The sequence below is a fragment of the Lentibacillus juripiscarius genome, assembly GCF_042685205.1.
GTDB lineage: Bacteria > Bacillota > Bacilli > Bacillales > Amphibacillaceae > Lentibacillus > Lentibacillus juripiscarius.
In genome coordinates, this window is record NZ_JBHUNA010000031.1 from 18416 (window position 1) to 31292 (window position 12877).

At 44.0% G+C, this 12877-nt stretch carries 16 protein-coding genes; 12 read left to right on the top strand and 4 right to left on the bottom strand.

The annotated features are described in order from the left end of the window. Window positions 1-134: 134 nt before the first annotated feature. The 8 genes from truA (at window position 135) to ACFSUO_RS13490 (ending at window position 6589) form a co-directional block, all read left to right on the top strand. Complete coding sequence (gene truA / locus ACFSUO_RS13455; RefSeq protein WP_382394938.1) at window positions 135-899, top strand: tRNA pseudouridine(38-40) synthase TruA; 765 nt, start codon at window positions 135-137, stop codon at window positions 897-899. A 315-nt stretch (window positions 900-1214) separates the two neighbouring features. Further along, window positions 1215-1652, top strand: coding sequence for a 50S ribosomal protein L13 (rplM, locus tag ACFSUO_RS13460; protein ID WP_382394940.1), 438 nt, complete (start codon window positions 1215-1217; stop codon window positions 1650-1652). A 19-nt stretch (window positions 1653-1671) separates the two neighbouring features. After that, the gene (gene rpsI / locus ACFSUO_RS13465) at window positions 1672-2064 is read left to right on the top strand and encodes a 30S ribosomal protein S9 (RefSeq protein WP_382394942.1); all 393 of its coding nucleotides are present in this window, start codon (window positions 1672-1674) and stop codon (window positions 2062-2064) included. A 165-nt stretch (window positions 2065-2229) separates the two neighbouring features. Next, the gene (locus ACFSUO_RS13470) at window positions 2230-3393 is read left to right on the top strand and encodes a GNAT family N-acetyltransferase (RefSeq protein WP_382394944.1); all 1164 of its coding nucleotides are present in this window, start codon (window positions 2230-2232) and stop codon (window positions 3391-3393) included. Between the two features lie 377 nt (window positions 3394-3770). Continuing rightward, complete coding sequence (locus ACFSUO_RS13475; protein WP_382394946.1) at window positions 3771-4445, top strand: hypothetical protein; 675 nt, start codon at window positions 3771-3773, stop codon at window positions 4443-4445. Then, complete coding sequence (locus ACFSUO_RS13480; protein WP_382394948.1) at window positions 4442-5656, top strand: efflux RND transporter periplasmic adaptor subunit; 1215 nt, start codon at window positions 4442-4444, stop codon at window positions 5654-5656. The genes ACFSUO_RS13475 and ACFSUO_RS13480 overlap by 4 nt, the downstream gene beginning before the upstream one ends. A 118-nt stretch (window positions 5657-5774) precedes the next feature. Further along, a complete protein-coding gene (locus ACFSUO_RS13485; RefSeq protein ID WP_382394950.1) occupies window positions 5775-6239 on the top strand; it encodes a DUF948 domain-containing protein in 465 nt (154 codons plus the stop codon). Next, window positions 6236-6589, top strand: coding sequence for a DUF948 domain-containing protein (locus tag ACFSUO_RS13490; protein ID WP_382394952.1), 354 nt, complete (start codon window positions 6236-6238; stop codon window positions 6587-6589). The genes ACFSUO_RS13485 and ACFSUO_RS13490 overlap by 4 nt, the downstream gene beginning before the upstream one ends. A 29-nt stretch (window positions 6590-6618) precedes the next feature. Here ACFSUO_RS13490 and ACFSUO_RS13495 read toward each other — a convergent pair whose 3' ends face one another. Beyond that, complete coding sequence (locus tag ACFSUO_RS13495; protein WP_382394954.1) at window positions 6619-7026, bottom strand: DUF948 domain-containing protein; 408 nt, start codon at window positions 7024-7026, stop codon at window positions 6619-6621. 207 nt (window positions 7027-7233) lie between these two features. Between ACFSUO_RS13495 and cwlD the strand changes: the two genes are divergently transcribed. Further along, a complete protein-coding gene (cwlD, locus tag ACFSUO_RS13500; RefSeq protein ID WP_382394956.1) occupies window positions 7234-7947 on the top strand; it encodes an N-acetylmuramoyl-L-alanine amidase CwlD in 714 nt (237 codons plus the stop codon). Window positions 7948-8068: 121 nt separating this feature from the next. After that, entirely contained in the window at window positions 8069-9127 is a 1059-nt protein-coding gene (locus tag ACFSUO_RS13505) for an Mrp/NBP35 family ATP-binding protein (RefSeq protein ID WP_382394958.1), read from the top strand. A gap of 95 nt (window positions 9128-9222) precedes the next feature. Here ACFSUO_RS13505 and gerD read toward each other — a convergent pair whose 3' ends face one another. Beyond that, entirely contained in the window at window positions 9223-9864 is a 642-nt protein-coding gene (gerD, locus tag ACFSUO_RS13510; RefSeq protein ID WP_382394960.1) for a spore germination lipoprotein GerD, read from the bottom strand. Window positions 9865-9995: 131 nt separating this feature from the next. Here gerD and ACFSUO_RS13515 point away from each other — a divergent pair, with 131 nt between their 5' ends. Continuing rightward, window positions 9996-10646 (top strand): KinB-signaling pathway activation protein, encoded by a 651-nt coding sequence (locus tag ACFSUO_RS13515; RefSeq protein ID WP_382394962.1) that lies wholly within the window; start codon window positions 9996-9998, stop codon window positions 10644-10646. A gap of 53 nt (window positions 10647-10699) precedes the next feature. Here ACFSUO_RS13515 and pdaB read toward each other — a convergent pair whose 3' ends face one another. Next, complete coding sequence (gene pdaB, locus ACFSUO_RS13520; RefSeq protein ID WP_382394964.1) at window positions 10700-11458, bottom strand: polysaccharide deacetylase family sporulation protein PdaB; 759 nt, start codon at window positions 11456-11458, stop codon at window positions 10700-10702. Window positions 11459-11914: 456 nt separating this feature from the next. Between pdaB and ACFSUO_RS13525 the strand changes: the two genes are divergently transcribed. Beyond that, a complete protein-coding gene (locus ACFSUO_RS13525) occupies window positions 11915-12136 on the top strand; it encodes a hypothetical protein (RefSeq protein ID WP_382394968.1) in 222 nt (73 codons plus the stop codon). A 430-nt stretch (window positions 12137-12566) separates the two neighbouring features. On the opposite strand, the gene ACFSUO_RS13530 is transcribed toward ACFSUO_RS13525, so the two are convergent. Beyond that, window positions 12567-12877, bottom strand: a 311-nt coding sequence (locus tag ACFSUO_RS13530; RefSeq protein WP_382394966.1) for a hypothetical protein, incomplete at its 5' end; no start/stop codon positions are given.

Consider the following 12877-nt stretch of genomic DNA (forward strand, 5'->3'; position numbering starts at 1 on the left):
TTTTCCAAGGAGCGGAGAAACAAGCCAACGAAGAAATTCGATGTGTCTTTTTTACCGGACTTTTTGAACAACCTTTATAAGGTCTTCCAAAATTTATACTTTCTGACGTTACTAGGAAAAGGGGCTGGACAGACATGACAAAAATCCTTTGCAAAATCAGCTATGATGGAACGCGCTTTTCAGGCTATCAGATTCAGCCCCGGGTCCGTACTGTTCAGGGCGAGCTGGAGAAGGCCCTGGCCAAAATTCATAAGGGTACACATGTCGAGATACATGGCTCGGGCCGTACCGATAAAGGGGTACATGCCAAGGCGCAGATGGCGCACTTTGAATCCCCGTATAACCTGACAACAGCCGAATGGAAACGAGCAATGAATTCATTGATGCCTCCTGATATACATGTAAATGACGTGGTAGAGGTTCCGGACGCATTCCACGCTCGTTTTGATGTGGTGGAAAAGGAATACCGCTATTTTATATGGAATGAGCGGGAGAAAGATGTTTTTAAACAAAACTATGTATACCAGTTTCCCTTTGCGCTGGATGTCGGCGCCATGAAGCAGGCCGGTGAGCAATTGAAGGGGACGCACGACTTCACGACGTTCTCTTCTGCCAAAGCTGCCATCAGGGGAAGCAAGGTTCGGACGTTATATGAAGTTTCCTGTCACCAGGATGGAAGTCAGATAGAACTTATTTTGCGGGGAAACGGATTTCTATATAATATGGTCCGGATCATAGCCGGCACAATCCTAGAAGTCGGCCGCAGCAAAATGGGACCGGGCGATATAGGGTACTTGTTTGACAAGAAGGACCGGCAGCTGGCAGGCGATACGCTGCCACCGCAGGCATTGTATTTATGGAATGTGCAGTATGAAAAAGACATGTTCAGAAACAGCTAAACAAACTATTTCCCAGGTAATAACATATGGGTTTGGACAATTATATAAATGAAAGTCCGTATACCCCCAGAACAAAAATAGCACAAAAGTAAAAATATATGTTATGATTTGAGAAAATTCTGATGTTAAAGGGTGTGCTGGGATGCGTATCAACTCTACTCAAAAACTGTTGAAACCTTGACATTCACACGTTTCTGGTATATGATGATTTGTGGCATTTTATTTTGAACCATGATTAGCCCCGGAAACTAATTATGATGAAAATATAAAAGATAAACGTTGAAATGAATAAGATTAAAAATGGAGGGAACGACCATGCGCACAACTTTCATGGCAAATGAAAATAACATTGAACGCAAATGGCTTGTTGTGGATGCTGAAGGCAAACGTCTTGGCCGTTTAGCAAGTGAAGTTGCTGCAATCCTGCGCGGGAAGCATAAGCCAACATACACACCACACGCTGACACCGGTGACCATGTCATCATTATTAACGCTGAAAAAATCGAATTGACTGGAAAAAAACTGACGGATAAAATGTATTACCGTCATTCCAACCATCCAGGCGGACTGAAAGCACGTTCCGCTAATGTCATGCGCTCAAGCTATCCTGAGAAGATGCTGGAAACGACGATTAAAGGCATGCTTCCAAAAGGATCACTGGGACGCAGAATGGGTAAAAAATTGCACGTATATAGAGGCGCTGAGCATAAACATCAAGCACAACAACCGGAAGCTTACGAACTTCACGGATAATTAAAAGGAGGTTAACCAATTGGCACAAGTACAATACTATGGCACTGGCCGTCGTAAGAAATCAACTGCTCGTGTACGTCTGGTTCCAGGAACTGGCCGTGTCATCATTAACAAACGTGACGCTGAGGATTATTTCCCATACGAAACACAACGCATTATTTTGAAACAGCCTTTAGCAGCAACAGAAACAGAAGGAACGTATGATGTTCTTGTGAATGTTGATGGCGGAGGTTTCACCGGACAAGCCGGAGCTATTCGCCACGGTGTTGCCCGGGCACTCCTAGAAGCTGATCCAGAGTACCGCGCAACACTGAAGCGTGAAGGTTATCTGACTCGTGACGCGCGTGCGACAGAACGTAAGAAGTACGGTCTTAAAGGCGCTCGCCGTTCACCACAATTCTCCAAGCGTTAATATTGCTTTATGGAAGAAAAACTCTCTTTTCTTTAAGGAAAAGAGAGTTTTTTGTGTGTTATAAGATTTTGTTGTAATGGAGTCTATCTGAAAACTGTTTCATTTTGGTACATTTACTTGTATCATAGGGATAGCTGATTTTTTGTGATGGGAGGGATTTGTTCTTTGATTAAGCGATTAGCTGCAGAAACAGACGCAGAAGCTATTTTTTCGTTGTCACAATTTGCATTTCAATATACGCTCTCCGATGAAGCATTTGAAAAGAAGAAGGAAGAGGCCTGGCGTCACATTATCTGGGGTTGGATGCAGGAGGGCGAACTTGCCGCGAAACTGCATCTTATTCCTCTATATTGCTATATTAATGGGGAACGCTTTGCGATAGGCGGTGTTAGCTCAGTCGCGACATGGCCGGAGCATCGCCGGCAGGGGGCTGTGAAACAGCTTCTGAAACATGCACTCCGCTATATGCGCCAAAATGGGCAAACTCTATCTTTTCTTCATCCATTTTCGTTTGCCTTTTACCGAAAGTACGGATGGCAGCATGTCTTCTCGAAAAAGGAATACCGCATGCCTATCACACGATTGAAGCGGGAATGGCATACAAGCGGATATGTTCGCCGTATGGGGGAGGAACTGGGCACATTACAAGCTGTCTATACCGAGTATGCCAAGCGGTTCAATGGGATGCTAGACCGAGATGCGAAGTGGTGGCAGCAGCGTGTTCTGAAAGACAATTGGCATAAGGCGGTTGCTTACGGTGCAGACGGAACTGCTGAAGGCTATATGCTTTATAAAGTCGAGAATGAGCTGGTGCGTATCCAGGAAATCGTGCCTAATTCATTGAATGCGCAGCAATTGCTTCTCCAGTTTATTGCCAATCACGACTCTATGGCGGAAACGGTGGTAATGAGCGTCCCTGAACACGATAATTTGCCACTAATGCTGGACGAGCCACGGTTTGAGCAAAAGTTGAAACCTTATTTTATGGCTCGGATTGTTGATGTACATACTTTTCTACGTCAATTTCCTTTCCGCAATGCTGGCACGTCTGTTGTATTACATATCAATGATTCATTTCTGCCGGAAAACAGCGGGGCCTATCATGTAAGGCAATCAGAGACAGGAACAAATGTGACCCATTTGTCAATGTCTGACAGCAAGCAGCTAGGTATTCAGTGCAACACCGGTCATTTGGCTGCTATGCTGCTCGGCTATAAACGGCCGGCTGAGCTTCACGGGGCTGGTCTTATTCAAGGAGACCGAGAAGCAGTTGCCCAGCTTGATGCGATGATACCGAGGCGACAGCCTTTTTTTCTAGATTTCTTTTAATTTAAGAGATTGTAATTTAGGATGAAACCCTACTTAACAATTTCTATAAACAGTGACGTAGAGGTAAGCAGTGATTTCCGCTCCGAGCGAAGGAGTAACACGTTTCTTCGGAAATGGTAGACGGAACAAATATGTAAAACGAAAGTCTCGTTCTACTTGCAAGGATTTGGGAGATAAGAAGAAATTCTTAGGAGGGGCAATGAGATGCCCTCGCCCTGAGGATTGTCCAAAAGAGAAATGGATTGCGGACGTTTAATCACTAAAGAATCCCACCCGTCATACCAAGAAGTATAGGGCTTGCGGCTTTAGCCGTGGGAGTCTCAAAGGAGATAGAAAACATAATGATCATGAAGGTTATAGTAGGGGAAGGGTAAACGATGACATATAAGGTAAACATAATTAGATTTTTCTTTCCGGTTGCTGACAGTCTGCTGCGTGTGAAAAAAGCAGAAGTAATCAAGGGACTTTGGCGGACAAGTTCATTGCTTATCCTATTCAGTGTTGGGGTCTACCTCGGGATGGCAGTTTTAGGAATAGGTACAGGCCCTATTTCCGACGATGCAGCTGCACTTGGCTTTTTGGGATATGAAGCGGGTAAGCTGTGGTTCATTATTGGCAGAATTGGTTTCGCAATTTTATTTGGCTTGCTTATTCTATTTGTCCCATCGCTCATTTTCTATTTTATTACTAAGATCCATTACCGGAAGTTACTGGTCATGCAGCAGGTTGTTCTTACTGTGATGCTAATAGAACGGCTGATTTGGATCCCGCTGGCCGTTTATGCCGGGTTGGACTGGTTTGTATCACCATTTTCCTTTGGTATTATCGCAATGTATATATCTGATATTCCGTGGGTTATTTACCTTTTTGGTGCTGTATCCGTGTTTCAGCTCTGGATCATTTGGTTTCAAGCAGCTTTTCTTTCCTATTTGTCGACAGTTAAAAAGGGCTGGATCTGGGTAAGTGTCGTCTTTATTCATTTGTTGTATTGGGCTGGCACCGCAGCTTTGGCCAGTATGGATCAACATCTCTTAAGCGGGTGGTTTGGATGAATCGAAGAAAACTGTTTATAGCATTAGTTGTCATTTTACTTGGTGTGAACTGTCTCCTTATCGTTCTGGATGATGAGGGGGAAGTAGCACGAGTGTCCTATGTGCAGGACTGGGCGGCAGTTGCTGAAAAAGATATGGCGGAAACAATCGAAACAAAGGGCGTATTGGCTGCTGATAAGAAACCGGTTTATTTTGATAAAAAAAGGGGAAGTTTTCAGGAATTCTTGGTGGAACAAGGGTCTGCTGTCCGTGTTGGTGACCCGCTCTATTCGTACGAAGTGGATAATTATGCGGAAACAAAGGCAGATTTGGAGCAAAAACAGCGCCAATTAACCGATGAAATTGGTGCGATGGAGCAGGCGGTCGCATCTCTGTCAGCCTACCGGATCCCCGAAACAGACACCAATGCTGTTTTTGAGGGAGAAAATAGCAGCCTCGAGCTGGAAGGACGGTCAGTCGAGGCCAATTACCTGAAAGAGGAATTTTTGATGGAAAAAGAAATGGAGCTCGCCCAAAAACGCGCACAACTGGAAAGCATTCAGATGCAGCTGTCGGAGCTGGAGTCAAATGGTGAAACGGTGACGGCAACAAGTCCGTACGAAGGAAGTGTCATGGCATTGTCTGAATCGCTGGACAATCCCGTTGTCACCATCCGTGGAACCGAACTGTATGCAGAAGGTCAGCTGACAGAAGCACAGCGAATGGAGGCTGAGGTGGAAATGCCTGCTGAGGTTGCCATCCATGAAGGTGACACTGTGATAAACGGGGCGCTGGGTATGCTTGCTGATAACCCAGAATCCGTTCATGTAGACGGCGAGAGTGCGTATGCTTTTCAGGTTACGTTTGATGAACATACAGGAGGGCTGCTGCCGGGTTACCATGCAGATGTGGCCATCACAACAGCAAAGTCGGAGGATGCCCCTGCTATCAGACAGGAACTGCTGGCCGGAAATAACCTATGGAAGATGACGAGTGAGGGGACGCTGACAAAACAGCCTGTTGAAACCGGGATTGTTACAAATAACTTTGCCGAACTGACAAAGGGTGTCGAGCCAGGGGAATGGGTTGCTGCAGATGATCGGGATCAATTCCGCGAAGGTACTGTGTTCATTACGCCATTGAAACTGCAAGACATAGAATGGAAACAGTTGGGGAAATATGATAATGTAAATTGGAAACGGTATATAGTCACAGGACTCTTGGCCAGATAATGTTTGGTCCTGCTGGAAGCGTGGAATAATTTCTCAAAAACATTTTATCAGCAGTGGATGGCCGGCTGCTGTCGGATGGATATGGCTGTGAATGGTTTGAAGAGGGGGGACATAAAGGATGGAGCTGGTTTATACAGGGGTTCTGCTGTGTGCTGTAGCTTTTGCTGTTGTTGCTGTCTTTGCATCAGTTGCATTAAAGCGTGCTGCGGACACGATGGAAACCCTCAGTAAGACATTGGGTGATGTGGAGAATAAAATGAACCATATTACACCGGAACTGCGGAAAACAATGGAGGAAACAGGTAAAACAACAGAAAATCTGCATGATAAACTTGGCGCGACAGATGGCCTGTTCGATTCACTTCAGTATATGGGAAGTGCTGTTCATACATGCAACAGGCTGCTGCATTCGAAAACGAATAAACTGTCGGCGCTGCGGTCACCGCAATTTGTGGACAAGCTGACGGAGACCCTTAAATGGGGGGAAGTCGCTAATAAGGTATATCACCGGTGGAAACGGGACGAAAAGAAGGAAGACAACACTTCAGGTACCAACGAAAAATGGACAGGAGATGAGGGATGATTATGAGTTTAACCGGAATAGGCGTTATTTTAATTGGGGTAGCCTTACTTATTATCGCGGTGTATGCAGCCTGGACACTGAACAATTTGGCAAATGTGCTCCGGGGAATGGAAAAAACGATGGAACACCTGCCCGATCAACTTGATGATCTTTTCAGGGAAACCGGCACAGCACTCAACCAAACAAATCAGACCATTTCAGAAGTGAATGATAAGCTGCACACACTTAGCCCGCTATTTTATATGGTCCGGGATGTCGGTGAGGCTTCCAGAAAACTGACTTCTCCACTGGCAAGGTTCAGTTCATCTGTGGACAAAAAAATGGGCAATCATGAAGCGCAGGACGATTAAAAAGACCCCTCTCGAAAGAGGGGTCTTTTCTATCTTCTTCGTTGCCAGACGCAGTAGCCTAATGCAGCAATACCGTATACCCATTCCAGGTTGTAGCGTTTCATGATGGCGTTGTCTGTTTTTGCTTTCATTTCCTGGTTAATGGCTGCGGCCGATGCTGAAAGATTCTGTACTGCTTTGCCAATATCGCCGGCAATTTGAATGACGGGATCCAGTTTGCTTATCTGCTGATTAACTCCACTGATGGCGGTGGTTCCCGAACGAAGTGTGCTGCTGGCATCAGTCATGATACCTGCCACTTGTTCAGGCAGTTCACTGGTTGTATTCTGCAGGCTGGAAAGAATGCCTGTTAGCTTTTTCAGCGGCTTAATCAGTAAGATTGCTATAGCAACGGATGCGAGACCAATAAGGAGGATGCCGATTCCTGCCCAGTCCATTTGACCAATCCCCCTTTCCTGGCAGTTAAGAAAGTATAAATACTTTCTTACTGCATAAGTTCACCTAAGGCAATCGCCTGAGCCTATAGGGCTTGGCGTTAGCTGAGTTTTCTTTATCGTTTTTCTGTGGATACACCCATTTTATCATAAAATGCATTCTTGTCCCATAGAATGGTCCAAGCAGGAGAATGAGAAGGGGCGAACGGTATGGAACGAATGAAGAATGTGCTGATGTGGGGAGCAGGTTTGATTGTACTGGCGATGCTTATTCAGTATCCAATCGAAAAAGCGGATTCAACATGGGAGACGTGGTCCCTACCTTTGTCCGGAAAGACAATCGTCATTGACCCTGGACATGGCGGTGTGGATGGAGGAGCAGTCGGAAAAGATGAAACGCTGGAGAAGGATATTGCGCTTTCTGTTGCCAAAAAAACACGTGACTATTTGCAGCAATCCGGTGCACTTGTTTACTTGACAAGGGAAACGGATAAGGACTTGGCAAAGGCTGACACAGAAGGGTTGTCACGCCGGAAAGCGGAAGATATCCGAAACCGGCTTCAATTTATTCACGACAAGGAAGCGGATTTCTTTGTTACCCTTCACCTAAACGCGCTTTCTTCGGAAAAGTGGCACGGTGCACAAACGTTTTATAACCCGGAGGATGGCAAAAACCAACACCTGGCCGAAATGATCCAGGCTGAAATCACCCGCAACTTGGAGAATACAACCAGGACGCCGCTCGCTATTAATAATGTTTATTTGCTGAAACATGCTAAAGTACCGGGTGCCCTTGTTGAAATCGGGTTTTTGTCCAACCAAAAGGAATTAGAGAACTTGAAGAAAGAGACCTATCAGGAGAAAATGGCTACCAGCATTTATGAAGGCATGCTTCGTTATATTACGGAAGAACCGCAGAAATGAATCCATCCTTTCCCATGATTCAAATCACTTAGAAATCGTGTGATTTGTGTTATACTGGCGTTATATGGAATGATGGAAGCAGATGTTCATATATACGCTAGGAAAGGGATGGTGACCAACCGTGTTATCAAAAGAAGAAGTAAGGGAATTGCTTAATCCTGTCAATGATCCGTTTATACATAAAACCCTGGAAGAAACCGGTGGCATAAACGAAATTACCATCAAGGAAGATAAGAAACATGTCAGTGTAAAAATCGGCATTGCTAAAACCAATACGGCCGAACAGATGCAGCTGCAGCAGGAAATTGTTGGTATCCTGAAGAAGAATGGAGCAACAACTGTCGGTCTCCGGTTTGAGCAGCTACCTGATGAGGTTATCCAGAAATACCAACCAGCCGCTGAGGCGGAACAGGAAAAAACACTCATGGGCGGAGCTAAACAGCCTAACTTCATTGCTGTTGCAAGTGGTAAAGGCGGTGTCGGCAAATCAACGGTAACAGTGAATTTGGCCATGTCACTGATGCGGCTTGGCAAAAAAGTTGGCATTATTGATGCGGATATTTATGGTTTCAGTGTGCCGGATATGATGGGGATTGAAAATAGGCCGCAAGTTCGCGGTGAAAAAATTATCCCGGTTGAACGTTTCGGTGTACAAGTTATTTCCATGGGCTTTTTTGTGGAGGACAACTCCCCGATTATCTGGCGCGGGCCGATGCTTGGCAAAATGCTCAGCAGTTTTTTTAAAGAAGTGGAATGGGGCGATTTGGACTATTTGCTGCTTGACCTTCCACCGGGAACGGGGGATATAGCAATGGATGTTCATGAAATGATCCCAAGCTGCAAGGAGCTAATTGTGACCACGCCACATCCGTCTGCTGCATTTGTGGCTGCCCGAGCCGGTCAGATGGCACTGAAAACAGAGCATGATATTCTTGGTGTCGTTGAAAACATGGCCTATTATGAAAGTAAGAAAACAGGGGAAAAAGAGTATGTATTCGGAAAAGGCGGCGGAGAAAAGCTGGCTGATGTTCTAAAGACAAAAGTGCTTGGTCATTTACCACTGCAACAGCCATATGAAGAAGAGGATGAGTTTGCTCCATCGGTTTATCAGCAGGATCATCCGCTTGGTAAAGAATACCATAAGATTGCAGCGAAAATCGTCGCGAAAGTAGAGGAATAAAAAGAAGCAATAGCCCAGCTGCCTAGGCTGAGCCAGATGCTGTTCTGCATTATAAAGAGGTGGAATGAGACCACCTCTTTTATTAATGCTCCAGTTTAGCTTGTTCCACCACCAGATCCACCACCGCCGGAACCACCGCCGCCGGAACCGCCGCTGCCACTATCTTGCGATTGCTGTTGTCCTTGCTGTTTGGATTTCTCTTCAGCAGCTTTCAGCAGAATTTTTGTCATCTTTTCCTGGAAAAGCGGTGTTTCAAGTGTTTTTTGTATCTTTTCTTCCAAATGTTTACTGAATTCCTGGCTTTTCATCACACTCAGCATTTGGTCCGTTACTTGCGGATCTTTTATTACATCAATCATTTGCTGCTTAAATTCAGAGTCATTCATTAATTCCTTCATCAATTTCTTGTGCTGCTCAGACATGGATTTTGCGTACGTTTTAACAAATTTGGGGTCTTCAAATAATTTTTTCCACATGTCCTTTGCTTTATCAGAGGAAAGAGCTTCATTGATGGCCTTCTTTACCTCTTCTGAATCCATCACAAGCTGCTGTTTCAGCTGTTTGTCAGATAATATATCTTTAAGTGCTTTTTTGCCGTCCTCTGTCTGCAATATGTCAACAACCATTTTTTTCGTCGCATCGTAATCCGCCTTCTCTCCAGCAGCTTCTTGTCCGCTGCAGCCGGAGATGGTCATGGCGAGTATCAGGAACAGGGCACCAAAAATTGTTCGAAGCATGCTCAAGTCCTCCTTCCTCTTGTCTTTACTGTGTGTTACAAGGCGAAAAATATGCATTTGAGGAGGAAAAAAAGAGGGTTTCATGCTAAAATGTTGGTGGATGTTCATCATGATTTTAGGAGGAGCATATTTTGGATAGTCGGAAAGTGACAGGTTTATTTTTTAAAACGTTAATGATTGGGGGCGTCGCAGGGTTAATTACCAGCTTTTTTGTGAAATCCGCGTCCTATGCCAATAATTTGAATCCGTTTGATTTTCTGGAGCTGGCGGGGCTGGTTGTCTTTTTCCTCGGACTTGGCTTTGTCTTCAGTGTCATTAGCCAGACAGGCTTTTTTGCATATTTATTTATCAATCAGTTTGGGCTTAGTCTGTTCCGTTCATTTTGGCCGACAGTGCAGGTGCTTTTGATTGCATTTGTTATGTTTGACTTGGTTTACTTTCCGTATACAAGTACAGAAGGCAGCATCTCCATTTTTTGGCTTATATTGATGGCGGCGGCTATTTTTGGGTATGGATGGATTGTGTCCACTATCAAGGCACGCGCAACAAATCGGAAAGCATTTATACCGGCATTGTTTTTAATGGTTGTCATTACCTCGGTGGAATGGGTGCCTGGACTGCGAACAAGTGGAACAGATTATGCATGGCTCATGATTATTCCATTGCTGGTTTGTAATACATACCAGCTGCTTATTCTGCATAAGCTGACAGGAAGTGTGAAATCATCAGCAGGCAATAATTCCGGTCAAAAGTCAGCCAAAGCAGCACCTAAAAAAACATAACTGAACAAAACCCCAATTTTCCAGAGTTGGGGTTTTGTTTTGCTTATTTATCTTCATTTAGCCGGTTTGGATTCGGCATGCGCCTGGTTGATTAGTTCGGATATAGATACAAATTGGAAACCTTTATTTTTCAGACCGGGCAAAATGGTCTCCAGCGCTTTAGCAGTTTGTTTGACCGAGTCCGATGCGTGCAACAGGATAATATCGCCGTTGGATGTCTCATTCATGACAAAGTTTACGATCTTGTCAGTCCCAGGGTTTTTCCAATCGTTTGGATTAACGTTCCAATGTGTGACGGTAAAACCCTGCTTTTCGGCGAGTTCGATAATCTCTTTATTAAAGTGGCCGTTTGGTGGACGAAGAAGGTCCGTATCTTCGTATCCAAGTTTATCAAAGACATCTTTGGCCTGGACTAAATCTTTCCTCACTTCTTCGATTTCCTGATCAAGGTAGCTTTTATAACGATAGCCAAGCATCCCCAGTTCGTGTTCCTGTTCGGTAATTTCCTCTAAAATATCGGGATGACGTTCAGCCCACTCACCACTGACGAAGAATGTGGCTTGTACCTTTTTTTCTTTAAGCTTTTCCAGAATATCGTGCACTTTTTCTTCTCCCCAGCTTATATTGAAAGTCAAAGCAATTTGGGGTTCGTCCGCATTCCCTTTGGTCAAAGCAAGTGGTTCATTTTTGGATAAAACCGATAAAGTGCCATCACGTTGAAACCAGAGGAATGAAGCTGCAAATAATGCGAATATAACAACCGCCAAATAACGTTTCCACTTTTTGAACCGAAATGTATAAAAATGTTCCATGAAATCATTCCCCTCAACAGTCCTTAATTCCATTCTATGTACAAGTTCTGCTTATATGAACACTTTTCTTCGTTTTAAAATCCCCGAGAAGGAGGAGGAGTTCCGTTCCATAAAAATATTGCAGTCCAAAGGGGATAAACTAGAGGGTACCTTGGGAATAGTAACGCTAATAAACGGAGCGTGAATCGTCCGGAGTTTTTTAGCAGTTAAATAAAGTATAAGTATTTTCTTATTGCATAAGGGCAAGGGTTATACTTTAAAGCATAAGGACTTCTAAGTTTCATAAGAATCTCTTTAGCGACAAGGCAAGATATCTAATGTATAGTTTAGCGTCATCTAATCCAACCCTAAACAATCCGTGACGATTTACCTAAAAATGCGGTTGAATTGTTTAAACGGTCGCTAAAAGGGAACAACAAGAAACAGACATATTTAGTTGAAGGTCAGGTGTTCAGCATGCTGGGATTTTTGATTAATGATGAAGAACAAAAGGAAATGGAATATGTAATAAAACGTGAGCTTGAGGAATTACTGATGGACATGGAGGATTCCCGTATAGACGCTATGGTGAAAGATGCCATGAAAGAACGATACCAAACCATGTTTAATTTATACCGGCGGGTGGCAAACCAGCAGGAATGCATGAAGTACATACCAAAACGTTCCGATCATCAGTAAAGCTAGTTCAAGAGCTGGACTAAGGGGGGATTCACTTTTACATGCTGATTGGCTCTGTTGAATAGGGACGGTGCATGCAGAGAATATATAGAACTTCAGCGTTTGCCCAAACTCCCGGGCATGTATCATGGACAAAGATTGGGATTCTGTGCTATTCTGCTGTTGCACGGAATGGTGGCTGCTCATTGTCAGCCCTATATCTAACGTTTTTAACGCTTAATACAGAAAAAATATGATAAACTATGTTTTTTCGATGAATTTTTTTGGTTTATCTATTGCACTCGAAAAATATTTATGCTATATTATTTTTTGTTGTCAGCAAAACAACTGTCACTGACTCGGAGGTTAGACACTTCGAAAGGATTTATTCAACTGGTTATAAAAAATATTGAATATCCCATTGACTTTTTATTGCAGCGATGATATAGTATTATACGTCGCGAAAACGACAGCAATCAAATTGCTCTTTGAAAACTGAACAAAACAGCCAGTATGATAAAACAGATGTCAAAGGTTGGAAATCAGATGCTTTAGCATCTGGAATTAACTCCAGCCCCACGATGTCAAATTGAAAGCTGAGATAATAGATGAAACCGATCGGTGTCGGTTCATCGCGACGGATCTGAGAAGTGGAGCAATCTGCTTTTCGGATTACCGCTCCAACTTTTTTGGCAAACAAGAATATGCAAATATTCTTGTTTGCACAAGTGTAACTACACTTTTGAAAGAACCAAAAGTGAG